This is a genomic window from Corynebacterium sp. c25Ua_89 (assembly GCF_047459735.1).
Classification (GTDB): Bacteria; Actinomycetota; Actinomycetes; order Mycobacteriales; family Mycobacteriaceae; genus Corynebacterium; species Corynebacterium simulans.
In genome coordinates, this window is record NZ_JASBOD010000006.1 from 1 (window position 1) to 25711 (window position 25711).

Below are 25711 nucleotides of genomic sequence, written 5' to 3' on the forward strand. Positions count from 1 at the left end.
TTTTCAAGAGCCGAGACCGAGGCCTTTTAAGTTTTAGTTATTCGATTTAGTCGAGGAGGCGGGCTACGCAGTCTGGGTCGGCGTCGGAAAGCATCTGGCGGAGTCGGTCGTACTCGTCCTGCTCACCGATTGCCTGTGCAGCGTGCGCGAGAGCAGCGATAGCACGCAGAACGCCCTGGTTCGGCTCGTGGGCATAAGGAACTGGGCCCCAGCCCTTCCAGCCGTTGCCGCGCAAACGGTCGAGGCTGCGGTGGTAGCCCGTGCGTGCGTAGGCATAAGCGGTGATATAGGCGATCGGCAGAGCCTCGTCCTCGCGCAGGCGGATTAGCTCCTGCTCCGCCAGCAGCGCCCACAGCAGTGGGGAATTAGGGTGCGCGACGATTCCGGCCTGCAGGTCGGAAACAGAATCCGCGCCTGGATCGGCAGGCAACTCAATAGGGGCAGGGGCTAGCATGTCTTTCATTTCCATGCCCGCAACCCTACCGCCAATCCGCTTGGTGGTGCAGATGGCTAGGGAATCTAAACCGCGTTCCAGAAGTCCGAGACGTGCAGATCAAAGGAATACAGCGCGCGCCGGACTACCGGCAGGGAAAGCCCGATGACGGAGGAGGGATCGCCCTCGATGCGGTCAATGAACCAGCCACCGAGAGCCTCTAAGGTGAAGGCGCCGGCGCATTCCAAGGGCTCGCCCGTTGCCGCATAGGCGGCGATGTCACGCTCGGTGGCAGACGCAAAGAAGACCTTGGTACGGGAGGTCTCCACGTGGCGCTTTTCGCCATGGATGATGCAGTGACCGGTTAACAGCTCGGCGCAGTGGCCGGCTTGGGCGCGCCAGCGCTCCACGGTGGCCTGTTCGGTGTGCGGCTTGCCTTGCAGCTGGCCATCCAAAAGCAGCATTGAGTCGCCGCCGATGACAACGTCTGCGGGGTAATCGGGCGCTACCCTTTCGGCCTTTGCGGTGGCAAGGGCTGCGACGACGTCGGCAGGCGGGGCGCTGCTTAGCGACGCCTCGATGGCTCTTTCGTCGACGTGTGCTGGGGCTAAAACAGGTTCAACCCCGGCCCCGCGCAAGATGGAGGCGCGGGATGGGGATTGAGAAGCGAGGACAATTCGCATGAATTCGGCTTCAACCTTGGCGCTTAGTAGTAGCGCACGTTACGGAACGCGGACGGGTTATAGGTCTGTCCCGGCTGGCCCCAGAGATCGCGGGTAGCGCGGGTATCTGCGGCCTTGGCGCGGGCATCGGCATCCAGCTGGGTCAAAACTGCGGAAAGCGCTGCGACTTCTTCGTCAGAAGGGTTACCCTTGAGGACCTTAATCAGGGGAGCAGTCATGGTGTTTTCCTTATTACAAGACGATGTTGCCGTGCTTCTTCGGCAAAGTAGGGACAATTTTACGTTCCAGGAGACGCAGTGCTTCGATGATGGAAGCGCGGGTCGCGGCGGGAGTGATAACCGCATCCACCAGGCCGCGCTCGGCTGCCTGATACGGGCTTAGGTACTCGGCTGCTTCTTCCTCAGAAATCTCGAGCTCCTGGGCCAATGCGGCGGCGGCGGCAACTGCGATTTCGGCGGTCGGCCAGGCGTAGGACAAGTCTGCGCCCAGGTCCTTGGAGCCGAAAGCGATGTAGCCGGTACCGTGCGCGCGGCCCACGATGATGCTGAGCTTGCCGACGCTCGCTGCGGAGTAGGCATGCACGAACTTCGCCAGCGCTGCGGTTTCAAGCTGCAGGGCGGGAGCATCCACGAATTCGAGGATTGGCGTATTGAAGGCGTCGCAGAGGCGGACAAAACGTGCGGCCTTGGCGGAAGCCGCGGCGTCGAAAGTTGCACGGTTGGCGATGATGCCGACGGTGCGGCCCTCGACGCGGCCGAAGCCGGTAAAGACGCCTTCAACTTTAGCTTCGAGCTCGAAGACATCGTCGCAGACTGCTTCGAGGACTGCGTGCAGGTCAACTTCGCCGGAATCGCCGACGATGCTGTTGAGGGCTTCGTCATCCGCAGACATATTTTCTTCGACGGAGCCCACCATGAGCGGGGCATCCGTGCGCGGGGCCTCAGCGCGGTTATTCGCCGGCAGGTAGCTCAAAACCTGTTGGATCAAGGCGATCTCATTGGCTTCGGAGCTGGCGTTGAGATGGCCGTCGGGGGCAATGGTGACGTCGGCAAGCGCGGCGACCAGCGAAGCATCCTTGGAATCGGCGTAGACCGCGGTGACCTGCGGGATAAGGCCAGATGCCGTGGTGGCGCGGGCCAGGATGCGAGCCTGCATTGCGGAGGAAACGATGCCTTCCTGGGCACGGGGCTTGTCTCCGGCGACCATGGCTACGATAGGAACGCCGGTCTTAATGGCAAGGTCATAAAGCTTGGTGATCTTCTCGCCGTAAACCTCGCCCATGGTGCCGTCAAAGATGGTTGCGTCCTGTGCATAAGCACATACCTTGCGGCCGCCTACCGTGCCATAGCCGGTGATAACGCCGTCGGTATAAGGGCGGTCATACTCGCGGCCGAAGTCGGTGGAGCGGTGACGCGCCAGTGCGTCGGTTTCGACGAAGGAGCCGGCATCGAATAACGCGGTAATCGCGCTACGTGCGGCAGGGACCTCGCCCTGTGGCGCTCGGGACTCGGTGAGTTTATTGCTCAGGTCCTCAATCTTGCCAGCGGTGGTCTTCATGTCAGTCATAGATATGCAGTCTACAAGCTTGGGCGCCATACGCTCACCTCGCGGTGAACGCATGGCGGGAAATCATATGGCGCCCAGTGCTAGGAAGAACTCGAGCGTAGACTAGAAAGCCCCCACGAAGATTGCGAAGATCCGTTTCCTACAGGTTCGCTTGGGGAATCGGAAGCATCATCGATTTCCGGAAGTTCCACGTATTCCGGAAGCGCCGCTGGTTCTTTAAGCGGCTGCTTGGCAGGGGCCATGTCCATTCCAATGTCTTTGGCGAAGATTACTCGGGTGCCGGTATAGACAGACTCAGCATTGGCGGAAAACTCAAACACGCGTGCGCCACGCAGTGAGTGCTGCGCTAATGTGCCGTCGCGGAGACCGTAGGCCCCAAAACCGGTGCCCGGGCCGTAGCCCAATTCGATGCCGTAATAGTTGCCCATGTAGGTGTTGATGTGGTCGTGGCCGCAGTAGATTCCGCGAATGTCGCCACGGGCCTGGGCCGCGGCATAAACACCAGAATTGAAGGCGCCTACATAGCAGTCTTCGTTCTTTTCTCCTATGATTCCATGCTTCTTTACCGCTTTCGTGTGGTCAAGCAGACCGTTCTTGAGCGGGCCGCCGAACCACATGTCGCGGTGCTCATAGGTAGGAATGTGGAAGAACATAAGCCCTTCGACCTGAGAACCTGTCGCCGCGGCCAGCGCATCCGACTGCTGTGCGTACCACGCAATCTGCTCTGGGTGAATGTAATCATAGGCCGGCAGATCTGCTGCATCTTGTCCACCGATGGTCTCCGGGTGATAGCGGCCAGAATCGAGAAGCCAAAAGCTGAAGCGAGCAGTCGCGGCGTCGTAAAGCACAAGATGCGTATTCGAAGCACCATAGCCGCCGGACGAGGCAGGCGCATTTCGGTTGTGGCGGTAGGAACGCACGAACTGCGTCATGTGCTGGTGGCGCACGCCAGTGCCGCCCTCCTCTGCGGAATCTTCGTCGTGGTTACCAAAGGTAACGGCCCAGGGGATACCACGGCTTTCCATTGGCAGGACCACGTTATTGATGGCTTGGTAGACCTGTTTTGGGGTGGTTGGGCCGGCGGAAATGACATCGCCGTTGATAAGCACAAACCCTGGCTTTTCTGCGTCGAGAACGTGCTCCATGAACTCGATTGTGCGCTTATCGGTTAGGTGATCATCTTGAGTGTCATTGAACTGAATGACTTTAAAGGATCCGTCGGAATTGAATTCCAGACGAGATGGCTTTTGATCGTCTTGCGAGGGGCTATCCAAGGGAAGCGAAGCATCTTGCGCGACTGCTGTGCTCCGGTTTGAAGCTACGGCGCCAAGCCCGAGAAGAGAGGCACCTGAGAGGAAATTGCGGCGTTTAATCTTGGACATAGCGCTTTCCTAGTCTCCTTATTAAATAAGAAATTTTTGAAATACAGTTGGAGACTAAGGCGCTTTGGTATCCGGGCAATGGCCGCCAGATGAAGAATAGGAGAATAGGGAGAAACTATATAGAGCAGGACGTTGCCGTGCTTGCGCGCTAGACGGAGGACGTTCTTGTCGGCGTAAAGGAGCGGCGGCTTGCTCGCGGCGTCGCTTAAGTTCGGCGATTTCTCCGGCAGTAGTGGCAGCCTGCTCATCCTCGAGGGAGGTCAAATGTGAGGAAATATTCATGTTTGCAGAGTTTAAAGAATGCCCTCGCGGTTTTGCGTCTCAAAACGCCGGTGATTTCCCTCGCAAAACTAGTTTGTGCTGCTAAGTGATGTGGGGCAAAGAAAAGTGCCTAGCTTCCCTTTGTGGAAAAGCTAGGCACTTTACGGTTTGAGGCTGGGGAATTTAGGCTGCGAGGCCGAAATCCATGAGGAAGAGCTCTACCTCGTAGACCTCTTCGGTGCGCGGTGCGCGGCCGGCAATGGAGTTGAATACGGAAACGATGTCATCCGTCGTGGCCGGTGTGGTGCCACGGTTGACAAGCTCCTCGGTAACGAGGGCTTCCATAGGGGTTGCGTCCAAGGCGTCAAGGCCCGTGCCGGTGACGCTCTTGAATGTGGTTGCGAACGAGTTAATCAGTCCGTTGATGGTATTCATTGATGCTCACCTTCTTTCGATCTGGACAATGAATCTTCGGCCGCTAGGGGTAGGGAAAATAAATGTAGGTAAAAACAAAGAAACTAGCGGACGAGCTGATAAGTACCCGATGGTACGCTCGGTCCGCTAGTTTAGCAACCTCTAGTTCCGTGTTAGTTAACTTTTCGTTAACTTAACGCTTGAAGAGCTTTGTTTTAGGTCCTGCCTTAATGCTTGCTGGAAAGGCCTGGGAAGAGCTCAATACCGAAGTAATTGTGAATCGAATCCTTAGCAATCCAAGAGATGGCAATCAGGATGATTACGCCCAGGACTGCGTAGACGGTCCAGCCCAAAACCTTCATCTGGGCGGAGGCCTCGGTGTCGCCGACGATGACGCCGTCGCTGTCGCGGATTGGGTCACCGGTCATGCAACGCATGCCCAAGGCGAAAAGGAGTGGGATGCCAGCGCCGAAGGCTAGTGCCAAGCCGGCGACGCGGGTGATGGCGACGAGAATTTCCATTGCGGTCATGGCGATTCCTACTTTCCTTGAGAGATTTCGTGGGCGGAGCTGGAAGCGTCGTCGACGACGCCGTGTGCGCCATTCGCGGCGCCCGGAGCGTTGCCGGTGGCAACGCCTGCGGCAACCTTTTCGTGAGCCTGCATGGAGGAGTCAACAGACTCAGCGTCAGCGTCCCAGTCATCGTTGACGTTGGATGCATCCACTGGGTTGCGGCGAGCGCGCAGCAGGATTACGGCGACCATGGCGAGCAAGATGATGGCGTCAACGATGGCGCCAGTCAGGGTGTTGGTTGCACCGCTAACCAGGTTTGCAATCCACCAGGTGGCGAAGCCGACTGCAGCAGCGCAAGGCAGCGTGATTAGCCATGCGGAAACCATGCGCATTGCAACGCCCCAGCGGACCCGTGCGCCCTTCTTACCCAGGCCGGTACCGAGGATGGAGCCGGTGGAAACGTGGGTGGTAGACAGTGCCATGCCGCCAGCGGCGGAGGTGAGGATGATGGCTGCGGAAGATGCCTCGGCGGCCATACCCTGTGGGGACTCGATTTCCACCAAGCCCTTGCCCAGGGTGCGGATGACGCGCCAGCCGCCAGACATGGTGCCGGCTGCGATTGCCACTGCACAGGCAATGATGACCCAGGTCGGGATGCGCTGATCGGCATTAGCCTCACCAGCTGCGACGAGGGCCAAGAAGATAACGCCCATGGTCTTCTGGGCGTCGCCTGCGCCGTGTGCCAAGGAAACTAGGCATGCGGTGACGATCTGGCCGTGGCGGAAGTGCTCGTTCTTTACGCGCTCCGGGATGGTGTTAGTAACCCAGTAGACCAGCGCGGTGCCGCAGGCCGAAACCATGGCGGCGATGAAAGGGGATGCGATTGCTGGGATGATGATTTTGCCGGCGATGGAAGACCAGGCAACGCCGCCGCTGCCAAGGGCTGCAAAGGCTGCGCCGATGAGGCCGCCGAAAAGGGCGTGGGAAGAAGAGGATGGCATTCCGAGGAGCCATGTAAATAGGTTCCAGAAGATGCCGCCAATGAGGCCGGTGAATACGACCATTAGGAGTGCTTCTCCATCGGTTGCGACAGAGAGATCGTAGGAATCAAGGTTGACGATGCCTTTTGCCACGGTTGCGGCAACATGAACGGAAAGAAAGGCACCGAGCAGGTTGAGCACTGCGGAAATGGTGACTGCGGTAAATGGCTTCAGAGCGCCGGTGGCAATGGAGGTGGCCATTGCGTTAGCAGTGTCGTGGAAGCCGTTGGTGAAGTCAAAGGCAAGGGCAGTGACGATCACGATGGCCAAGATGATTAGTGTCGCTGTCACGGGCGCGACCCCTTTCCAAGGTTCTTCTCGAGCGAGGGAGCGTGGCGTGACGGCCGAGATCAAACTAGGCGACAGTGTCGCAACCGCGTTCCTAACTAACAACGGTATAGAGTAGACCCCTCATGGGGTTGGGTCTAATCTCTCAATGGTTGCCATGACCTTGGGTTTTGCGCTTTATGTTCGGTATTTAAGTCATTAGATAGCCGGTCTTTGGTGAAGATTCCCGCTGTATACATATCGCGTTAACCTATTGTTAACCCAAGGCGGGGGAGTGCACCCCCCGACCGATATGCATTTTCCGTTTAGGTCCTATTTATTCACTGGCTTATTGGTCCTCGATGGGCAGCCAAGCGTAGCCAAATGGCCCTAATTCCACCGGGCCCAGATCGACGGCGTCCGCGGTGAAGTTGTGCAGACACAGAAGACCGCCCCGCTGGAAAGCAAAGATGCCTGCTTCGCCCGTTTCTACCGCCTCGAAGGGGGCGTTTGCTAGCTCGGGGAAGGCCTTTCGTTGGGCAATGAGTTCGCGCACGGTATTGAGCAGCGATGTCGGATCCGTTTTTTGCTCTTCGACGTTGATCTTCGTGCCGCCCACGATTGGGCGGCGCGGGTGCGGGGCCGTGGTGAAGCCAGCGCCGTCGCCAGGGGCCCATTGCATAGGGGTGCGCACCGCGTCGCGGTCTGGAAGTGAAGGAGAATCCGCCATGCCGATTTCATCGCCGTAGTAGAAGAAAGGCGAACCCGGCATGGAAAGCAAAAGCGAGAAGAAAAGCTCAATCTTGCGCCGGTCATTTCCCAGAAGCGGAGCCAAGCGGCGGGCAATACCCACGTGGGCACGCATCTGCTCATCCGGAAGGTAATGGCGATACATCAGCTCGCGGCTGGCATCGTCGACCATTTCGAGCGTTAGCTCGTCATGGTTGCGCAGGAAGGTGCCCCACTGGCAGCCGGCAGGTAGCTCGGGGATTTCATCCATGATGGAGTAGAGGGGGGTGGCGTCGCCAAGCGCAAGTGCCTCATAGATACGCGGCATCAGGGGGAAGTTGAAGACCATGTGGACGCGATTGCCGGTGCCGAAGAATTCCATGGTTTCTTTCGGCGGCTGGTTGGCCTCGGCCACCATGACCGCCTCCGGATAGTTCTCATCCATGAAGGCACGTAGCTTTTCGACGAACGCGATGGTCTCCGGAAGGGATTCGCCTCCCTGGCCATCACGCTCATAGAGGTAGGGGATGGCGTCCAAGCGGAAGCCGTCTAGGCCCTTGTCCATCCAGAAAGAAACGATGCGGAAGACTTCCTCGTGGACGGCAGGATTGTCATAGTTGAGATCCGGCTGGTGCGAGTAGAAGCGATGGAAGTAGTACTGCTCGCGCACCTCATCCCAGGCCCAAGTGGAATCTTCGACGTCGGTGAAGATGATGCGGATTTCGGGATACCGGTTCGGATCGTCTCCCCACACGTAGTAATCGCCGTAAGGGCCCGCAGGATCGCGGCGGGACGCTTGGAACCATTCGTGCTCGGTAGAAGTGTGATTGAGAGCGAGGTCCGTCATTAAACGCATACCGCGCTTGTGGGTTTCGGCTACGAGCTGTTCGAAGTCTTCCATCGTGCCGTAATCGGGGTGGATGGCGTAGTAATCGGCGATGTCGTAGCCGTCATCCTTCAAAGGGGAGGCGTAGAAAGGCGAAAGCCAGAGACAATCGACGCCGAGCCACTGTAGATAGTCAAGCTTTTCGATGACGCCTTGGAGCGTGCCGACGCCTTGGCCGCCGCTGGGACCCGCGTCCTTAAAAGAGCCGACGAGGGCCTGGTAGAAGATAGCGTTTTCGTACCAATTCATGCGAGGTCCTTTCTTTTTGCGCGCCAGAGTAGATATTCAATGGCGCACAGGCCACCGGCCAAAAGACCGGGCCAGATGGCGGGAGAGGCAGAGAAGAGATTGACTACTGCTTGGATTAAGGCAAGGAAGGCAAAGAAGCCAACAAAACCTAGAGCAGTGTCCCACAATAAAGCCCGACGCATTAGCTGACTTTGAGGTTGAACGCGGTTCCGTCGGACAATTGGATGGCGGTAGCGCCTTCCTTTAATGCGCGAACGCTGGCGTTGTGTTCCGTGGCGCCATCAGTGTGTGCCGGGGAAAATTCAGCGACTTCGGGATTGCTAACCTCGGCATCGAGACCTGCGGACTCGGTGATGACGAGGAACTCATCGATTTTTAGGTCGAAGGTCTGACCAGATAGCTCCTCTGTGCTCAAGATGAGTGGGGCAGGCATGCCCGCGGACTCAGCTTGGCTTGCTGCGACTTGTTCCTCCTCCGAAGGCGCGCACGCAGCGCTGGCCAAAGCTAGACAAGCAGAAATAGCGGCAAACCCTAAGTTTTTAAGCATTAGGCCTTCACACCTCCGGCGGTGAGACCGGCGACGATGCGATGCTGGAAGATGAGCACCATGATGATGAGCGGGATAGTCACGAGTGCGCCGGCGGCCATGGTAGCGGCATAAGGGTATTCGAACGCGGAGGGGCCGGAGAAGCGGGCGATGGCCACGGTGACCGGCTCAGTGGAATCATTCGAGAGCTGGCGCGCCAACATGAATTCATTCCACGTGGTGATGAAAGCAATGATGGCGGTGGTAAACAGTGCCGGTGCTGCGAGCGGGAGCAGAACCAGGCGGAAAGCCTGGCTGCGGGAGGCGCCGTCGACGCGGGCGGCTTCCTCTAGCTCCCAGGGCAGCTGCCGGAAGAAGCTGAGCAAGGTATAAACCGTCAGTGGCAGCGCGAAGGAAATATTCGGAATGATCATCGCGCGGTAGGTGCCGATCCAGTCGAGGTTGCCAAACATCTGGAAAAGCGGGGTAACCAAGGCGATGGCGGGGAACATGGAAGCCGCCAGAATTATGCCGGTAACGATGCCCTTGCCGGGGAAGTTATAGCGCGCCAAAGCATAAGCAGTGAATACGCCTACTGCGACGGCGATGGCGGTGGTGGCCAACGAAATGACCAAGGAATTGCCGAGAGCGGCAAGGAAGTTATTGCCCTTATCAGTAGCCAGTGCATCCTGGAAATTCTCCAAGGTGACATGGGTAGGCCACGGCGTGGTGTCGAAAGTGTGGTCTTTATTGCGAAGCGCAGTAATGACCATCCAGTAGAAGGGCGCAAGCCCCCAGAACATGATGAAGATGATGCCTGCGTAGTGTCCGAACTTTTTCATTACTTGGCCGCCTTCCTATTCGCACCGCGCTTACTGCCAGAAACATCGGCCCCCAAGAAGCGAACCAGAATGAAGGCCACGACGAAGATGAGCAAGAAGATGAGTGTGGACAGCGCAGAAGCCGAGTTGAAGTTGCCTTGGCGCATATCCTCAACCACTAGCTGGGAGATAGTGGCAGTAGGGGCGTTGGAAGAAGCCGAAATCATGATGACAGGAAGGTCGTACATGCGCAGTGCGTCGAGCGTGCGGAACAAGATCGCAACCATCAGCGCCGGGCGCACCAGCGGCAGCGTGATCTTGAAAAAGGTTTGTACGCGGCTTGCGCCGTCGACGCGGGCTGCGTCGTAGACATCCCGCGGAATCATCTGTAGGCCTGCCAAGATAAGCAGGGCCATGAAAGGGGCAGTCTTCCACACGTCAGCGATGATGACTGCCAGACGTGCGTAGAAAGGATCGGTGGTCCAAGCGAAGTCGGTGCCGAGCAGGGAGTTAACGATGCCATCTGGTGCGAACATGAACTGCCACAGCTTTGCTGTAACGGCAGTAGGAATAGCCCACGGCACCAGGACCGCGGCGCGCACTAGGCCGCGGCCCTTGTACTCGCCATTCATGATGATGGCCATGAACATACCGAGGATGGTCTCAAGCAGGACGGTGACCACAGTGAAAAACAGCGTGATCTTCAGCGCCGGCCAGAAATCCGTGGCAATCACGCCCGGAGGGCATTGCGCTATCTGCCCAGTGCCGGAAACACACCGGTTATTGATCCAGTACAGGTAGTTCTCAAGGCCTGCAAAGCCGCCTTCTTCAAAGATTCCTGTCTTGGGGTTGAGGTGGCGGTTTCCTTGGAAAGAAAGCCAGATGGCACGCAGGATTGGGTAACCGATGACGACGGCGAGCACAAGGAGAGCCGGCGCGATAAGGCCCGCGGCATGCAAATTCTGCTTGCGCTTCATGGCGGTGGGCGTTGTTACTGCCACGCTGGGGACGCCTTTCTGCTGGAGATTAACTGGTTGGGTAAGAGTCTAACTGGTGTGCCTGACATCAAAGACAATGCGGGGCGTGCGCGAGCACACAAGCTCACCCACGCCCCGCATGGCACCTACTTCTTGAGCCTTCCTACAAGAAGAAAGGAGCTGCAAGGAGCTTAAAATTTATCCCTGGGAAGCAGCCTCGATGGCGGCCTTCATGTCCTTGGTTGCATCGTCCACGGACTTGTCAGCGGTCAAAGCTGCATAAGCGTTATCCTGCACGGCCTTGGAAATAGCGGTGTAGAACGGGGAAACCGGACGCGGCGCTGCGTTCTCGAGGGATTCCTTGAGAGCTGGCAGGTACGGGAACTGCTCAATGAGGGCTGGGTCATCGTAGACGGAAGCCAGAACCGGCGGGAAGGAAGCCTCAGCGAAGGACTTCTGGTTTTCCTCGTTGATGATGAACTTCATGAAGTCCAGCGCGGTGGCCTTCTTCTCAGAGTTGATGTTGATACCGTTGTTGTAGCCACCCAGGGTGGAAACACCGACGCCGTCCTTGCCCACCAGCGGCTGGACTTCGAACTTCACGCCCGCATCTTCAGCGTTGGTGTACATATAAGGCCAGTTGATTGCGAAAGCAGACTTGCCCTCGGTGAAGGCCAGATTGGTCTCCTCCTCGGTGGCGGCGGTGGAGTCCTTGGAGATGACGCCGTCCTTGTAGGCGTCGACAAGCGCCTGCAGGCCGGCCTTGGACTCTGCGGAATCCACGGAAGGAGCGCCATCATCAGAAAGAACGGAGCCGCCCCAGCCCTCCATGAAGCCGGCGGTGTTAACGGTCAGTCCCTCGTACTGCTTGAGCTGGGTGGTCAGGCAGGAGGTGTCCTTCTTGAGCGCCTCACATGCGGACTTCAGATCAGCGAACTTCTCCGGAGCTTTGTCTGCCAAGTCGGTGTTACGGAACAGCAGCTGGCCGTTGGTGTTCTGCGGCAGTGCGTAGAGGGTGTCGTTGTAGGTAGCGGACTCAACGGTGGAGTCCAGCAAACCATCGGTATCAACCTCAAGGTCATCGGTCAGCGGAGCGAGCCACTGGTTTGCGGCGAACTCTGCGGTCCAGACGACGTCGAGTGCCATGACGTCGTAGTCAGAGTTGCCTGCCTGCAGGGACTGAACCAAGGTGTCGCGCTGTGCGTCAGCCTCACCGGCCAGCTCCTTCAAGGTGACCTTTTCTTCTGGGTGCTCCTTGTTCCACTTTTCAATGATTGGCTGGATCTTGTCAGTGTCATTCTTACCCATCGCGAAGGTGATAGGGCCGCGGCCGTCGGCACCGTCTACGGAGCCCTGTGCGGCGGAATCGGATGAGCCTTCGTCGGAGGAGCAGCCTGCCAGAGCCAGCGCGAGAGCAGCGGTGGTTACGACGGCGCCCTTCTGGACGGTACGAAGTTGAGAGCGAAGTACGGACTTCTTCATGGGCAATAAACCTTTCGGAAAACTTCTTGTGCCTTAAAAATAAGTTACAGTGTCCACACTTCGTGGAATTTTTGACCTAATTCACTAGGTAGAAATGAGCCTTCCTGCAAAAGTCCTGCAGAAAAGGAAAAGTTGGGGGTGGCTATTACCCCCAACAACTCTTTGCAGTTTGGATTAGCGCTCGATGCGTTCGCCCGTTTCGGGGTCGAAATGGTGTGCATTTTTCGCATCAAAGGAGAGAAGGACTTCTTCGCCGCGCTGTGGAGTGCGGCCCTTGTCAGCGCGGGCCACGAAGCGCTGCTCGCCCACATTGATATAGACGAAGGACTCGGCGCCGAGCTCCTCGACGATGTCGACGGTGCCGTGGATACCGACTGGGCCGTCGATGATGTGCATGTCTTCCGGGCGAATGCCGATGCGGCCGCCGTCGTAGTCAAAGATATTCATCGCAGGCGATCCGATGAAGCCGGCGACGAACTCGTTGACCGGGGCGTCGTAAAGCTCACGCGGGGACGCTACCTGCTGCAGTACGCCATCTTTGAGCACAGCAACGCGATCACCCATGGTCATCGCTTCAACTTGGTCGTGTGTGACATAAACCGTGGTGGTGCCGAGGCGTTGCTGCAGGCTGGCTAGCTCTGAACGGGTCTGCACACGCAGCTTGGCGTCAAGGTTGGACAAAGGCTCATCCATCAAAAAGACCTTTGGATTACGCACGATGGCACGGCCCATGGCCACACGCTGGCGCTGACCACCGGAAAGATCCTTCGGCTTGCGGTCCAGGTACTCGCTAAGGCCCAAGATATCGGCAGCTTCTTTTACCTTCTTCTTGATCTCATCCTTTGGCATCTTCGCCAGCTTTAGCGCGAAACCCATGTTTTCAGCCACGGTGAGGTGCGGATAAAGGGCGTAGTTCTGGAAGACCATTGCGATATCGCGATCGCCCGGTTCCAAACCGGTGACGTCTTTATCGTCGATCAAGATGCGGCCACTGGAGGTCGGCTCCAAACCTGCAAGCGAACGAAGCGTCGTGGATTTTCCGCAGCCTGAGGGGCCGACCAACACCAAGAATTCGCCGTCTGCGATTTCCAGGTCAAGGTCTTTGACCGTGGGGGCTGCGGCGTTGGGGTAGGTGATGTTGACCTTTTCAAAAGTGACCTTTGCCATGCGCCTACACTAGCACCCCCGTTAAATCACATATGCTGGTTGGCGCCATGAAAAAGCTTATCCCTCTCTTTGTCCCTCTTTTTGTTCTCCCCTTAGCCAGCTGCTCCGGCGCTGCTTCTGAGGACGTTGCCGCACCAATGACCACCGTCGCCGCATCCCAGACTTCTTCCGAATCCGCTCAAACTTCTGCCGCGCCGAGTAGCGAGCCGACGAAAGAATCGGAAAAGCCTTCCAGCTCTGCGACACCCGCACCGCGCGATACCACTTTCAAAAAGATCTTCGGTGAGCAGGCTGATGCGAACGCTGCGCGCGGCTATTTGGAAGAAAACGGCCACTTCGATCGCGCCCTTATGAAGGACAGTCTTACTGCCGCGGGGCTTAACATCTCCGATTCTGAGGTCACTGAATATGGCCAGTGGGTTTGTGAATGGGTGGATCCTGAAATTCGCTACACCGTCGTCATGGAAGGCGATGGCCGCTCTCTGACGGGGGATAAGCGTTTTATCTACGACAAGCTCATTGTTGACACCGTGGAATGGCTGCCGGGCAACCGAGGCATAACCATCTCCCCGGAACAGGTGGAAAAGGCGCTGCCGCAGGCAGTCTTGACTAGCTGCTTGGATGAAAGGTCCGCGCAGGAAATCCTGCATAAGCCAAACTGGTTCTAGCCTTTGTTCTGCGTGTAAACATGCATGCGGCATAGTCGAGTACCCTCTTAGAGCATGACAGCTGCACTTGATATTGAACGCATTCGTACCGCGCTGGCGGATGACTTTGCTCTAGTTGAATATGTTGAGCAGACCGGCTCAACCAACACCGATCTTATGAAGGCTGAAAACGTTGCCGATGGCACGGTGTTGCTGACCAACGAGCAGGTTTCCGGTAAGGGCCGGTTAGGTCGCACCTGGGTAAGCCCAGCTGGTTCGCAGCTTATTCTTTCTGTTCTTATCCTTCCGGATTCCCTCGAGCGCCTAGGCACCCTGCCACTGGCATCGGGCCTGGCCGTCACCGACACCGTCGAGGGCTCCGTTCTGAAGTGGCCGAACGACGTTCACATCAACGGCAACAAGCTCTGCGGCATCCTTGCCGAGGCTGGCCCCGTGGGTGCCGCCTTCAAGTCCGCGCCCAAGACCGAAGTCAGCAAGGCTGAGGTAAACAAGGCGGAAGTAAACAAGGCTGAAGTCAATAAGGCTGAGGTCGCCCCGAAAACGCAGGCCGCGCCTGCGCCTTCCGCGCGGGTGGTTGTGGGCATGGGCCTGAACGTCACGCTTACTCGCGAGCAGCTGCCTATCGAAAAGGCCACCTCGCTCATGCTGGAAGGTCGCGATACGGATCGCACGGAATTGGCGATTGCCCTGCTCAAGAACCTGCGTCGTCGCATCACCCAGTGGGAGAACCAAGACCCACAGCTCATGGAAGATTACCGTGCGGTGTGCTCCTCGATCAGCCAGGAAGTTCGCCTTGAAGCGCCGACTGGCGACGTCGTGGGTGTCGTCGAGGGCATTGGCGACGACGGCCGCATCAACGTCGGCGGCGAGTATTACTCGGCAGGTGATGTCACCCACCTGCGTCCCGTGCAGTAGCGACTCGTTGCTGCGCTGAGTGGAGTGGCGGGGCGCTTTAAAGCACAATTTGCCAAATAGGGCCCGCCGCAGAGCGTGGTAGGCATTCCTATTTGGCAAATTGCGTCTATTTAGGGGCACTGTCCGCTCATCGGACCGCCGCCCATTCCCTGGGAGACCTCACCGGCAGTCGCCTCAGCGACAGTGCCGCCGATGGTGACGGTGTAGGAATCGCCGTTGGTGATTTCAGCCGCGGAATAGGCCACGTTGCTGAAGTCCTTCGCCGTCTCCGGCGGGTATCATGCACCCCTATGGGACTGATGAAGATGGGGCGCGGCGAAGTAGTCCGCGTGGATATGACAGCGCCGTTTCGCGCGCTGATCTTTCCTTTCCTTGAGCTCATCCTCATTACCGGCGTGGCATGGATGGGCATCGGCTGGGCGGATGTCCACGGCCTAGACAGAAACCTGCGTAACGGCATCGTTTTAATCTGGGCGCTGCTATCGCTGTGGCGTTTCGGTATGCCGCTCTACCGCGCGCGCCGGCGCCGCTTCATCGTTACTAACCTGCGCGTAATCGCCCGCGAGGGCGGTCATATTGATTCCATCCCGCTGCAGGATATTCGCGGTGCTAGGCGGCGCCGCGGTGGGATCTCGCTGGCCATCCACGGTTATGAGCGGCCAATGTATTTCTCTTCCATCCCCAAGGCCAAGCGCGTGGAAGAAATTCTCAACGAGCAGGAGCTCTTCTAATTCTTAACCTCTGTGGTGTGCAGCTGGTGGTCCAGATCCTCAGGAGCCAGGTTGGCTTGCTCGAATTCCTGGGTAAGCGGCAGCCGCATTTCAAGATCGGTGCCGGGGCAGAGCTCGATGGTGGCTTCGTCAACGACGTAGTCCAGTACGTGCCCGCCGGAGCAACGCGCGGCGTCGATAAAGTGAACGTGGCAGCCTGGCACCGAGATTCCCTTTTCAAACACTGGGGTGCGGAAACCACCGATGATGCCCTCGACGTTTTCAAAGTACAGCTCCTTATCGCCGCCCACCGCCTGCGCCATGGGCGGGTAGGGCTTGGACTGTTTGACCACGGTGCGCGTGCGCACTGACTCGAAGCGCCCCGTTATCCGCACCGCGTACATGTAGTTGGCGGAAGGCTCGACTTCATCGACGAAGGCCGAAAGCTCTTCGCGGCGCATTCCGCGCGGTGCTTGCACTTTGATGCGGGGTACGAAATTGGTGGCCACCGCAAAGGGCGTTCCCTGGTCCAGGTCCGCGATGGTGGCAGTTCCGTCGCCGCGCAGCTGGTAACAGATGCCGTCGAGAATCAACATTTCGCCGTCGAGCGCATCGAAGGTACCGATGCCAAAGTTGCCCTTGCCGAGCAGCTCACCAATGGTCATTTCGCCGTCATAAATGCCGTCCAACAGAGCGGCCATGAGGGAGTTCTGGAAGATGGTATGCCTGACGATCATAAGGTTAAGGCTAGTATTGGATGGGTGAGTCATACAGCAAAGCCCATCGTTACCGTTTATGGCGACGGCCAGCTCGCACGCATGATGCAGCCGGCTGCCGCCGAGCTCGACATCCACCTGCGCATTCTTGCCTCCTCGCAGGAGCAGTCCGCAGCGCAGGTCATTCCAGACGTGGTCTTGGGTGATTACCATGCCTACGAGACGCTGGTTTCTGCAGCCAAAGATGCCGATGCGCTGACCTTCGAGCACGAGCACGTGCCCACCGATCACGTGCAGGCGCTTATCGACGCCGGCTATAACGTCCAGCCGCAGCCTTCCGCGCTCCTGTATGCCCAGGACAAACTCTTTATGCGCCAAAAGCTGGCGGAGCTGGGTGCACCGGTTCCGCGTTTTGCACAAATCGCCTCTGTTGAGGATGCGCGTAATTTTGCCGAGCTTGTAGAAGGCCGCGTTTGCTTGAAGGCCCGTCGCGGTGGATACGACGGCCACGGCGTGTGGTTCCCCGCTGCAGAGGAGCTGGATTCCCTGGTCGCTGAGCTTCTGGAAGCCGGCACGCCTTTGATGGCAGAGGAGAAGGTTGACCTCACCCGCGAGCTTTCGGTTCTAGTCGCCCGCCGTCCTTCCGGCGAGGTGAAGGCTTGGCCGATTACCCAATCCGTGCAGCGTGACGGCATCTGTGCCGAGGCCTTCGCGCCCGCGCCGGGCCTGAGCCCAGAGCTGGCGCAGCGCGCCGCCGAGGTCGGCGAGCTCGTGGCCACGCAGCTAGGAGTGACTGGCGTGCTGGCAGTTGAACTCTTTGCTTACACTGTCGCTGAAGCGGACAACTGGGGTAGCGCGGCCTCGGCTGCCGCAGCCTCCGCTGCTGGTTTCCCAAGCGATGGAGCAGTAGAAGAATTTGCTGTAAATGAACTCGCGATGCGTCCGCACAACACGGGTCACTGGACCCAGGACGGTTCCGTTACCTCTCAGTTCGAGCAGCACCTACGCGCAGTCTTGGATCTGCCGCTCGGTGAGACCACAGCGCTTGCTCCCGTCACCGCCATGGCTAACGTCCTTGGTGGCCCGGAAGATCCAGAAATGCCAATGCCGCAACGCGTACGTGCCGTGATGGAGCGTTACCCGCAGGCCAAGATTCACCTTTACGGCAAGGACTACCGCGCCGGCCGTAAGATTGGCCACGTCAACGTCGTGGGTGAGGACGTCGAACAAACCCGCCACATCGCGGCAGACGCTGCGCACTTCCTCGTGCACGCGGCCTGGCTCTAAAAGCTCTGCCTGCATAATTTTCCACAGATTCCCGCAACCTTCTTGCTGCCCCCAGTAACAACTATCTAGGAGAAGATATGGAACCACTCGTTGGCCTCATCATGGGTTCTGATTCAGATTGGCCTACCGTAAAACCTGCTGCCGAAGTCTTGGCGGAGTTCGGCGTGCCTTTCGAGGTGGGCGTCGTCAGTGCGCACCGCACCCCAGAAAAGATGCTCTCTTATGCCAAGGACGCGCATAAGCGTGGCCTGAAGGCCATCATCGCCTGCGCCGGCGGTGCTGCGCACCTGCCGGGCATGGTTGCTGCGGCGACTCCGCTTCCGGTCATCGGAATTCCGCGCGCGCTGAAGGACTTGGATGGCCTGGACTCCTTGCTGTCCATCGTGCAGATGCCCGGTGGCGTGCCGGTGGCGACCGTGTCTATCGGCGGCGCTAAGAACGCGGGCCTTCTTGCCGTTCGTATCCTCGGCGCAGGGGATCCTGAACTAACCGAGAAGATGGCGCAGTACCAAGAAAATATGGCCGCCGAGGTGGAGAAGAAGGACGCAAACTTGCGCGCCCAGCTGCTGGGGGGAGTAGGCGATTTCCTGTAGCTACCGCCCTTAGGAGAACTGCCGGGCGGTGGAAACGCGGGGGATATAAGAGGTGGGAATCTTTACCCCGGTCGGTGTTGCGTTATGCGTAATCGCCTTGGTCAGGTGCTGGACTGCTAGCCGGCCCAACGCCGCCATGTCCTGGTCCACTACCGAGATCGGCACCGGTTGCAGGCGGAAGAGATTTAAGTCGTCGTAGCCCACCAACGCGATGTCTTCACCGATGGCCTTGCCGGCGTTATAGCAGGCGGCCAGCGCACCAGCCGTCATCATGGAATCACCCGCCACGATGGCGGTAACGCCCTTTTCAAAGAGCTCTAATGCTCCCACGTAGCCGTCCTTGCGGCGGAAGCCTCCTTGTACATAATGCGTGGAAAACTCGCTGCTTGCACCGCGGAAGACTTTCAGCCGCTGCCTGCCCGTAGAAGTTTGCTGCGGGCCTGGAATATAGCCGACCACGCGGTGACCCTTTTGACGCAGCTGCGTTAATGCCGCGAACATGCCCGGGCGCGGGTCCGAGGCAACGGCGGGGAAGGGCGGCAGCTCTCGGTCGATGAGCAGCAGTGGCCGGGAGTTCGCGGCGTCTTTTAGCGCTGCTTCGGCGCCTTCAACCGGGACGGTGATGATGCCGTCTACCTGCCGCCATGTCAGTGCGTCGAGTGCTTTGGCTAAGTGCTCAGGTGACTCAGAGCAGGTGGTCATGATGGCGGCGATGCCAACGCGCTCGGCTTCGGCTTCAATCGCGGCAGCAATGAGTGCGAAATAAGGATCCGCCAGGTTCGGAATCACCACACCGATAGCATCCGAGCGTGAACCGCGCAGCGCACGTGCCTGCGCATTCGGGCGATAGCCTAGTTGCTCGGCCGCAGCCTTGACCTTTTGCGTGGTCGCCGGAGAAATCGCAGGGTGATTGGCCAGCGCGCGGGAGACGGTGGAGATAGAAACCCCCGTGGCTGCGGCGAGGTCCTTCAAGGTCGGTGTGGCCACGGAAGTCCTTTCTCAATTAGGCTTTTGCATTATGTTCGGCCCTAGCTTAGTCCCCCTTTTGGTCCTGGGAGCCCGCGTGCAAGGCGGCGCGCCTGGCCCCATGCTTGAGCGCAGGCTCGAGCATGCATTTCGTATTTGGAGGGGACAAGACATCATCGTCTCCGGTTATGGCGAGGCCGAAGTCATGGCCGAGTACTTGGTGGGCAGGGGAGTCCCGCGCGAGAAGATAATCGTCGAGCCACGTGCCACGAGCACTAATGAGAACCTCGAAAATGCCTATGCGATGAGCAAGCCGCCTTACTTCGATGTAGTCACCAGTGATTTCCATGCACTGCGTACCAAGCTGTGGTCGTGGCACCTCGGAATCCCGATTCGCGTGCATCCTGCTTTCACGCCATGGGCGCTAAAACCAGAAAACTATTTGCGTGAGGTCCTTGCCACTCCGCACTCCGCGGCACGGATTATGTGGCGCCGTTTATTACCAGTCATCAGCGCTTTTGGGCGTTAGCAAATTCATTATGCAAGTTTATGCAAACGTTTGACTAGCGTTTGAGCAGCGTCTTAACCTAAGCCACGTAGTGAGTTACACACGGAAAAGGAAGGCCTTAGGTTATGACCGGTCAGGCACCTACTTACCGGATAGCGCATGGCGCATACGAGGCAGAAATTGCCAGCTTCGGCGGCGGTATTAAATCGCTGACCTTCGCCGCCGAGCCGCTGGTCGAGACCTATCAGGATCTCCCGCCCATGTGCGCCGGCGTAGTTCTTGCCCCGTGGCCTAACCGCACTGCAGATGGTCGTTTTAACTGGCGGGGGAGCGTTTACTGTCTGCCCGTCAACGAGCCTGAGCGCAACAACGCCATCCATGGCTTTGTATGCGACAAGGCTTGGGAATTAAAGCGCTACTGCGTGAACCAAGTTCAGCTCACCACCCAGATCGAGGCCCCTTGGCCGTGGCCCATTCAGCTCACCGCCACTTACAGCCTCGATCAAACTGGGCTTCACGCCCGCTTTGAGGCCCGCGCGGAGCAGGATTGCCCCTTCGCGTTTGGCCTTCATACCTATCTTTCTGCCCGCGGCGCGGCTGCCGACGCCTCAATTCTTAGTCTCGGCGTCACCGAACACCACCTTCTTGATACCCGGAACTTGCCCACGGGCGTGGTGGAAAGCGTCGTCGTCAAGCAGCAGCGTATCGCTGACGTGGCTTGGGATGATTGCTTCCGCGGACAGGGGCCCCTCACGGCGGATTACGTTTCCGCAGGCAAAGGCGTTCGCCTTGCAATGGGGCCGGGCCTTGACTGGATACAGATGTATACCCCGGACAACTACCCCGGCCGCGGCCGTGCACTCGCAGTGGAACCCATGAGCGCTCCACCGAACGCACTGCGCAGTGGCATCGACCTTGCCGAAATTAACGCACATCAACCGATTGCCTACGAGCTCCGCTTGAGCGCAATCTAGTAAAGAAAGCTCTCCACATGGAACCTTCAGTATTGAGACTCGACGCAACCTGGGTGGACTACCTGCTCGTTGCCTTGTACTTCCTCTTCGTCCTGGGAATCGGCTGGGCTGCCAAAGCCCGCGTTTCCTCCTCCATCGACTTCTTCCTCTCCGGCCGCGGACTGCCCGCATGGGTGACCGGCCTGGCATTCGTCTCGGCGAACTTGGGCGCGGTGGAGATCATCGGTATGTCCGCGAACGGCGTGGAGTATGGCTTCCAGACCATGCACTATTTCTGGATCGGCGCTATCCCGGCCATGGTGTTCCTGGGCATCGTGATGATGCCGTTCTACTACGGCTCCAAGGTGCGTTCCGTGCCAGAGTTCATGCGCAAGCGCTTCGGTAGCGCGGCGCACCTGGTCAATGCCATTTCTTTCGCCGTAGCCCAGCTGCTTATCGCAGGCGTGAACCTGTACCTGCTGGCCACCATCGTCGAGGCTCTGCTGGGCTGGCCTATGTGGGTCGCGCTCGTTGTTGCCGGCATCATCGTCCTGTCCTACATCACCCTGGGCGGCTTGTCCGCTGCCATCTACAATGAGGTCCTGCAGTTCTTCGTCATCATCGCTGCGCTTGCACCGCTGACGATTATCGGCCTGAACCGCGTCGGCGGCTGGCAGGGGCTGAAGGATTCCGTGGCGAACGATTCCCACTTCCACACCTGGCCGGGCACTGACATATCTGGCTTCGAGAATCCGGTCTGGTCCGTCATCGGCATCGTCCTGGGCCTAGGCTTCGTCCTTTCCTTCGGTTACTGGACCACCAACTTTGTCGAGGTCCAGCGCGCCATGGCATCGGAGTCGATCTCCGCAGCGCGCAAGACGCCAATCATTGGTGCTTTCCCGAAGATGTTCGTGCCCTTCCTCGTGGTTATCCCGGGCATGATTGCCTCCGTCTCCGTCGCTGACTTGATGGAAGAGACCGCCAAGCCAAACGACGCCATCCTGCTGCTGATGCGCGACCTGCTCCCGAACGGCCTTTTGGGCGTCGCAATTGCGGGCCTGCTCGCTTCCTTCATGGCCGGCATGGCCGCCAACATCTCCGCGTTCAATACAGTTATCTCTTATGACATCTGGCAGACCTACGTGGTTAAGGACCGCGAGGATGGCTACTACCTGAAGTTCGGCCGCATCGCGACCGTCGTCGCCACCGGCGTGGCCGTCTTTACCGCTCTTTTGGCCCAGAACTTCGGCAACGTCATGGACTACCTGCAGACGCTGTTCGGCTTCTTCAACGCTCCGCTGTTCGCAACGTTCATCCTGGGTATGTTCTGGAAGCGCATGACCCCGCACGCAGGTTGGTCCGGCCTCGTGGCAGGCACCGCTTCCGCGATTGCATTCTGGTACGTAGCTACCTTCACCGACGCCACCGCATCCATCTTCAACCTGCCGGGCCAGGGCACCGCATTCGTGGCCGCCGGCGTGGCATTTACGGTAGACATCATCGTCTCCGTCATCGTCACCATGTTTACTCAACCGAAGCCGGACGAGGAGCTCGTGGGCTTTGTTTCTTCCGTTACGCCGAAGGACCACTTCGAGGATTACACCGAGAAGAACCTTCCGTGGTACAAGCAGACCGTTCCGCTCGGCGTCATCTGCTTGGTCATTGCAATCGGCCTGAACGTCATCTTTGCCTAAAGGAGCAACCATCATGACACAAAAGACTTCTCCTCAGCATGCAGGCGCTTTCGATCTCCGCAACGTCATCGGTGCCCTGCTTGGCCTCTACGGCATCGTGCTTATCATCTGTTCCTTTGCCCTCGACCCAGGCGTAAACCCGGAAACCGGTATGGCGAAGGAATCTTCCGACAACCTCTGGGCGGGCGTCGCCATGGCAGTCGTAGCAGCAGGTTTCATGCTGTGGGCCAAGCTGCGCCCCATCATCGTTGACCCTTCCAAGATCGACGAGTCGAAGCTGGCGGAGGCCAAGTAATGGTAGAGATCACCAAGGCCACGCTTGCCGATGGCCGCGAAATCATCTACTTTGACGACACCCCACACACCGATCGCGTCTTAGAAGACAGCCGCGATCTGCCGCAGGTCACGCCGGCCTCAGAGATGCGCCGCGATCCGCTCACTGGTGATTGGGTGGCTTTTGCCGCTCACCGCATGAACCGCACGTTCATGCCGCCAGCCAACGAGAACCCGCTCGCCCCAACGCTGCCGGGCCAGCTGCCTACGGAGATTCCCTCGCCTTCTTATGACGTCGTTGTCTTCGAAAACCGCTTCCCGTCCTTTGCCATGGGCATGGAGGATTACGAGGAAGACGTGGACGAGATGGGCCTGGTCCCGCGCAAGCCTGCCAAGGCGCGCTGCGAGGTGGTCTGCTTTACTTCTGACCCGGAGCTGAGCTTCAAGGATCTCCCGGTCAGCCGCATCCGCACCGTGATCGAGGCGTGGGCACACCGCACCTCTGCGCTGTCTGCGCTGCCTGAGGTGGCCCAGGTTTTCCCTTTTGAAAACCGCGGCGCCGAAATCGGCGTGACCCTGCAGCACCCACACGGTCAGATCTATTCCTACCCGTTCCTCTCGCCGCGCATGCAGGCTATCGTGGCCAGCTCCCAGGCCTACGAGGGCGATCTTTTCCAGGACATCTTGGACAAGGAACGCGAGGCGGGAACGCGCATCATTGCCGAGACCGAGCACTTCACCGCATTCGTCCCGGCTGCCGCGAAGTGGCCGCTGGAGGCCATGGTCATGCCGAACGAGTACGCGGCTGATTTCACCGAGCTTTCCAGCGCGCAGCGCGACGACCTCGCCGCCCTGCTCAAGAAGCTGTATACCGCTGTGGACCGTTTCTTCGACGGCGTGGAGAAGACCCCGTACATAGCTGGTTGGAACCTCGCGCCGACCGACCCTACGCTGCGCGGGGACGTGCGCATGCACCTGCAGCTGTTTTCGCTGATGCGCTCGCCGAACCGCATGAAGTACCTCGCCGGCTCGGAGTCAGCGCAGGCAGTGTGGATCAATGACACGACCCCGGAGCGCATCGCCGCCCGTTTCAAGGAGGTGTGGGATGCTTAACTGGATTTCCACTCGCTCCGACGCCGCGCTAGCCGACGCCGCGACCGCACTCTTCCGCTCCAACTTCTCCGCGGAGCCTGCCGGGGTTTGGGCCGCGCCGGGCCGAGTAAACCTCATCGGCGAGCACGTCGATTATGCCGGCGGCGCCTCGATTCCTTTCGCGCTGGAGCAGAATACGGCCGTGGCCGTGGCTCCGCGCGAGGACGGCCAACTGCGGATTGCCTCCGAGTTCGGCGGCAAGGTCTACCGCGTGGACGTTTTTCTGGATGTGGTTGGCCCGGGTTGGGCCAACGGTACCCCGGATGCCTGGGCGGGCTACGTCGCCGGCTCCGTGTGGGCGAGCCTCGAGGACGGCGTCATAGCCTCCTGCGAGGGCCTCGACATCGCGATTGTCTCCGACGTTCCGGTAGGCTCCGGTCTCTCCAGCTCCGCGGCGTTGGAGTGTTCGGTGGCGGTGGCGGCCTACGAGCTTTCGACAGGCCACGCGCCTGACGACGCCGCCCGCACCCGCCTGGTTCTCGCCTGCATGCGCGCGGAGAACGAAGTCGTGGGCGCCTCGACGGGTGGCTTGGACCAGAACGCGAGCCTCTTCGGGGAGAAGGGCAAAGCGCTCGTCTTGGACTTCTCCACGGGTGAGGTGCGCCGCGTGCCGTTCAACATTGCTGAGCGCGACATGGTGCTGCTGATTGCGGACACCAACGCCCCTCACTCTTTGAACGACGGCCAGTACGCTTCCCGCCGCGGCGTCATCGATGCGGTTCAGTCTGCATTGGCGGGCTCTGGGGCCCGCGGCGGAACCATCCGCGATATTCCCGATGCCGTTGCGGCCGCCACCCGGTGGGCAAGGGAAGCGGGGGAGGATGAGGGCGTCGTTAAGCGCCGCGTCGCCCACGTCGTGGAGGAGACTGCCCGTACCTTGGAAGCTGCCTCCGACTTGGAGGCCGGCAACCTTGACCGTTTCCGGGAGCTCATGCGCGATAGCCACATCTCGCTGCGCGACCAGTACGAGGTCACCACGCCAGAGCTGGACTGCGCGTTCGTAGCGGCCGGCGAGGTGGGTGCGCGTATGACTGGGGGCGGTTTCGGTGGCGCGGTGATTGCGCTGGTCAAGCGTTCCGATGTGGAGTCGACGGCGGAGGCAATCGCTGCTGTCGCGGCTGAGCGCGGCTTCCCGGCGCCGACCTTCCTTGTGGCCAGCCCTGGCGACGGCGCGCGCCGAATCGCCGGCTAAGCCCCCTACTGGCGGCTAGAAAAACTTTCTGGTCGCCTGTAATAAACGCGGCGGTAGTGCAACTAACTAGGTGAACATCAACTTCCTAGTTAAGGAGTCATCATGAAAAAGACCCTCGTTGCTGCTACCGCCGCTTGCGCTATTTTGGCTGGTGGTGGCGCTGCAGTTGCTACCGGCTACAACCCGTTCAGCAAGGATGCGAAGACCACCGCTGGCACCCAGCTGACCAGTACTGTTGACGGTCAGCTCAAGCCGGGCCAGGAGCTGCTTATTGCGGCAAACTGCCCGGGCACTCGCGCGAACCTGACCACGTCGTGGGGTGCGACGACGGTGCTGTCGCCGGCAGCTGACCTCGGCCAACTGGTGGGCTATGTAACCGCGCCGGACAACATCGGCCCCGGTCCTGCCGACGGATACCACACCTACACCGTGACCTGCGATTCCGGTGAGACCGATACCTTCACCTTCGCGTCCGGCGGAAACGGCGGCCACTAGCGCCCCGCGCGGCCTGGCCTCCGCCTGGCCTCTGCAGCCCCGCGCGGCCTGGCCTCCGCTCTGGCCCTCTCCGCCTGGGGTTTCCACACGTCCCAGACTGGTCTCATTGGTTGGCTCCCATTGGTTGGGTTTCTTTAGGGGGTAATGAAACCCAATGGGCCGTATTCGTCGCCAACGCTACTCGTAAAGGGACC

General features: G+C 59.2%; 31 protein-coding genes. 12 read left to right on the top strand and 19 right to left on the bottom strand.

The features are described 5' to 3' along the window. Positions 1 to 46 precede the first annotated feature (46 nt). The 16 genes from QKB66_RS09365 to QKB66_RS09440 form a co-directional block, all read right to left on the bottom strand. Positions 47 to 469, bottom strand: a complete 423-nt coding sequence (locus QKB66_RS09365) for a DUF3151 domain-containing protein (RefSeq protein ID WP_062042025.1) — start codon at positions 467 to 469, stop codon at positions 47 to 49. A gap of 50 nt (positions 470 to 519) precedes the next feature. Continuing rightward, positions 520 to 1116 carry a Maf family protein gene (locus QKB66_RS09370; RefSeq protein WP_070823033.1) on the bottom strand — a complete coding sequence of 199 codons (597 nt, stop codon included), beginning with the start codon at positions 1114 to 1116 and terminating at the stop codon, positions 520 to 522. 23 nt (positions 1117 to 1139) lie between these two features. Further along, a complete protein-coding gene (locus QKB66_RS09375) occupies positions 1140 to 1334 on the bottom strand; it encodes an acyl-CoA carboxylase subunit epsilon (RefSeq protein WP_061920746.1) in 195 nt (64 codons plus the stop codon). Between the two features lie 13 nt (positions 1335 to 1347). Continuing rightward, complete coding sequence (locus QKB66_RS09380) at positions 1348 to 2682, bottom strand: carboxyl transferase domain-containing protein (RefSeq protein ID WP_248092398.1); 1335 nt, start codon at positions 2680 to 2682, stop codon at positions 1348 to 1350. 80 nt (positions 2683 to 2762) lie between these two features. Further along, a complete protein-coding gene (locus QKB66_RS09385; protein ID WP_070823030.1) occupies positions 2763 to 4064 on the bottom strand; it encodes a metallophosphoesterase family protein in 1302 nt (433 codons plus the stop codon). A gap of 54 nt (positions 4065 to 4118) precedes the next feature. Continuing rightward, positions 4119 to 4346: a hypothetical protein gene (locus tag QKB66_RS09390; protein ID WP_248092392.1), complete on the bottom strand. Its 228-nt coding sequence runs from the start codon at positions 4344 to 4346 to the stop codon at positions 4119 to 4121. A 162-nt stretch (positions 4347 to 4508) separates the two neighbouring features. Further along, positions 4509 to 4760, bottom strand: coding sequence for a hypothetical protein (locus tag QKB66_RS09395; RefSeq protein ID WP_248092389.1), 252 nt, complete (start codon positions 4758 to 4760; stop codon positions 4509 to 4511). A 206-nt stretch (positions 4761 to 4966) separates the two neighbouring features. Continuing rightward, positions 4967 to 5269, bottom strand: a complete 303-nt coding sequence (locus tag QKB66_RS09400) for a hypothetical protein (protein WP_248092386.1) — start codon at positions 5267 to 5269, stop codon at positions 4967 to 4969. Between the two features lie 8 nt (positions 5270 to 5277). Next, positions 5278 to 6582, bottom strand: a complete 1305-nt coding sequence (locus QKB66_RS09405) for an inorganic phosphate transporter (RefSeq protein ID WP_248092383.1) — start codon at positions 6580 to 6582, stop codon at positions 5278 to 5280. Between the two features lie 325 nt (positions 6583 to 6907). Beyond that, positions 6908 to 8422: a maltose alpha-D-glucosyltransferase gene (treS, locus tag QKB66_RS09410; protein ID WP_248092380.1), complete on the bottom strand. Its 1515-nt coding sequence runs from the start codon at positions 8420 to 8422 to the stop codon at positions 6908 to 6910. Next, positions 8419 to 8604 (bottom strand): hypothetical protein, encoded by a 186-nt coding sequence (locus tag QKB66_RS09415; RefSeq protein ID WP_248092377.1) that lies wholly within the window; start codon positions 8602 to 8604, stop codon positions 8419 to 8421. Before QKB66_RS09415 ends, treS begins: the two co-directional genes overlap by 4 nt. Next, positions 8604 to 8969 carry a hypothetical protein gene (locus tag QKB66_RS09420; protein WP_414253178.1) on the bottom strand — a complete coding sequence of 122 codons (366 nt, stop codon included), beginning with the start codon at positions 8967 to 8969 and terminating at the stop codon, positions 8604 to 8606. The genes QKB66_RS09415 and QKB66_RS09420 overlap by 1 nt, the downstream gene beginning before the upstream one ends. Next, positions 8969 to 9790 carry a carbohydrate ABC transporter permease gene (locus tag QKB66_RS09425; RefSeq protein ID WP_061920765.1) on the bottom strand — a complete coding sequence of 274 codons (822 nt, stop codon included), beginning with the start codon at positions 9788 to 9790 and terminating at the stop codon, positions 8969 to 8971. The genes QKB66_RS09420 and QKB66_RS09425 overlap by 1 nt, the downstream gene beginning before the upstream one ends. Next, complete coding sequence (locus QKB66_RS09430; RefSeq protein WP_062035752.1) at positions 9790 to 10746, bottom strand: carbohydrate ABC transporter permease; 957 nt, start codon at positions 10744 to 10746, stop codon at positions 9790 to 9792. The genes QKB66_RS09425 and QKB66_RS09430 overlap by 1 nt, the downstream gene beginning before the upstream one ends. Before the next feature lie 198 nt (positions 10747 to 10944). Beyond that, on the bottom strand, positions 10945 to 12228 hold the full coding sequence (locus QKB66_RS09435; protein WP_061920769.1) for an ABC transporter substrate-binding protein: 1284 nt from the start codon (positions 12226 to 12228) through the stop codon (positions 10945 to 10947). A gap of 174 nt (positions 12229 to 12402) precedes the next feature. Continuing rightward, positions 12403 to 13395, bottom strand: a complete 993-nt coding sequence (locus QKB66_RS09440; protein WP_414253179.1) for an ABC transporter ATP-binding protein — start codon at positions 13393 to 13395, stop codon at positions 12403 to 12405. A gap of 47 nt (positions 13396 to 13442) precedes the next feature. On the opposite strand from QKB66_RS09440, the gene QKB66_RS09445 reads away from it, so the two are divergent. Together QKB66_RS09445 and QKB66_RS09450 are read left to right on the top strand one after the other, a co-directional pair. Then, the gene (locus tag QKB66_RS09445) at positions 13443 to 14063 is read left to right on the top strand and encodes a hypothetical protein (RefSeq protein WP_070432437.1); all 621 of its coding nucleotides are present in this window, start codon (positions 13443 to 13445) and stop codon (positions 14061 to 14063) included. Between the two features lie 54 nt (positions 14064 to 14117). Next, positions 14118 to 14978, top strand: coding sequence for a biotin--[acetyl-CoA-carboxylase] ligase (locus tag QKB66_RS09450; RefSeq protein WP_414253180.1), 861 nt, complete (start codon positions 14118 to 14120; stop codon positions 14976 to 14978). 110 nt (positions 14979 to 15088) lie between these two features. On the opposite strand, the gene QKB66_RS09455 is transcribed toward QKB66_RS09450, so the two are convergent. Then, positions 15089 to 15223 (bottom strand): hypothetical protein, encoded by a 135-nt coding sequence (locus QKB66_RS09455; protein WP_282440059.1) that lies wholly within the window; start codon positions 15221 to 15223, stop codon positions 15089 to 15091. Between the two features lie 45 nt (positions 15224 to 15268). On the opposite strand from QKB66_RS09455, the gene QKB66_RS09460 reads away from it, so the two are divergent. Further along, positions 15269 to 15709 carry a hypothetical protein gene (locus QKB66_RS09460; RefSeq protein WP_070588293.1) on the top strand — a complete coding sequence of 147 codons (441 nt, stop codon included), beginning with the start codon at positions 15269 to 15271 and terminating at the stop codon, positions 15707 to 15709. Here QKB66_RS09460 and budA read toward each other — a convergent pair. Continuing rightward, complete coding sequence (gene budA / locus QKB66_RS09465) at positions 15706 to 16425, bottom strand: acetolactate decarboxylase (RefSeq protein WP_248092374.1); 720 nt, start codon at positions 16423 to 16425, stop codon at positions 15706 to 15708. The two genes, QKB66_RS09460 and budA, sit on opposite strands and share 4 nt — an antisense overlap. Here budA and QKB66_RS09470 point away from each other — a divergent pair. Both QKB66_RS09470 and purE read left to right on the top strand, forming a co-directional pair. Then, a complete protein-coding gene (locus QKB66_RS09470; RefSeq protein WP_414253181.1) occupies positions 16411 to 17691 on the top strand; it encodes a 5-(carboxyamino)imidazole ribonucleotide synthase in 1281 nt (426 codons plus the stop codon). The two genes, budA and QKB66_RS09470, sit on opposite strands and share 15 nt — an antisense overlap. Before the next feature lie 77 nt (positions 17692 to 17768). Beyond that, on the top strand, positions 17769 to 18284 hold the full coding sequence (purE, locus tag QKB66_RS09475) for a 5-(carboxyamino)imidazole ribonucleotide mutase (RefSeq protein ID WP_414253182.1): 516 nt from the start codon (positions 17769 to 17771) through the stop codon (positions 18282 to 18284). Positions 18285 to 18293: 9 nt separating this feature from the next. Here the strand turns inward: purE and QKB66_RS09480 are convergent, their stop codons facing one another. Further along, positions 18294 to 19271, bottom strand: a complete 978-nt coding sequence (locus QKB66_RS09480; protein WP_414253183.1) for a LacI family DNA-binding transcriptional regulator — start codon at positions 19269 to 19271, stop codon at positions 18294 to 18296. A 31-nt stretch (positions 19272 to 19302) separates the two neighbouring features. Here QKB66_RS09480 and QKB66_RS09485 point away from each other — a divergent pair, with 31 nt between their 5' ends. The 7 genes from QKB66_RS09485 to QKB66_RS09515 all read left to right on the top strand — a co-directional run bounded on the left by QKB66_RS09485 (position 19303) and on the right by QKB66_RS09515 (position 25517). Then, positions 19303 to 19779, top strand: a complete 477-nt coding sequence (locus QKB66_RS09485) for a YdcF family protein (protein WP_070823020.1) — start codon at positions 19303 to 19305, stop codon at positions 19777 to 19779. Positions 19780 to 19883: 104 nt separating this feature from the next. Next, positions 19884 to 20732 carry an aldose epimerase gene (locus QKB66_RS09490; RefSeq protein ID WP_414253184.1) on the top strand — a complete coding sequence of 283 codons (849 nt, stop codon included), beginning with the start codon at positions 19884 to 19886 and terminating at the stop codon, positions 20730 to 20732. Positions 20733 to 20749: 17 nt separating this feature from the next. Continuing rightward, complete coding sequence (locus tag QKB66_RS09495; protein WP_248092371.1) at positions 20750 to 22405, top strand: sodium:solute symporter family protein; 1656 nt, start codon at positions 20750 to 20752, stop codon at positions 22403 to 22405. Positions 22406 to 22418: 13 nt separating this feature from the next. After that, on the top strand, positions 22419 to 22700 hold the full coding sequence (locus QKB66_RS09500) for a hypothetical protein (RefSeq protein WP_248092370.1): 282 nt from the start codon (positions 22419 to 22421) through the stop codon (positions 22698 to 22700). Further along, complete coding sequence (gene galT / locus QKB66_RS09505; RefSeq protein WP_248092369.1) at positions 22700 to 23791, top strand: galactose-1-phosphate uridylyltransferase; 1092 nt, start codon at positions 22700 to 22702, stop codon at positions 23789 to 23791. Before QKB66_RS09500 ends, galT begins: the two co-directional genes overlap by 1 nt. Then, complete coding sequence (galK, locus tag QKB66_RS09510; protein WP_414253185.1) at positions 23784 to 25022, top strand: galactokinase; 1239 nt, start codon at positions 23784 to 23786, stop codon at positions 25020 to 25022. Before galT ends, galK begins: the two co-directional genes overlap by 8 nt. 102 nt (positions 25023 to 25124) lie before the next feature. Continuing rightward, complete coding sequence (locus tag QKB66_RS09515; protein WP_248092364.1) at positions 25125 to 25517, top strand: hypothetical protein; 393 nt, start codon at positions 25125 to 25127, stop codon at positions 25515 to 25517. The last annotated feature ends 194 nt before the right edge of the window (positions 25518 to 25711 follow it).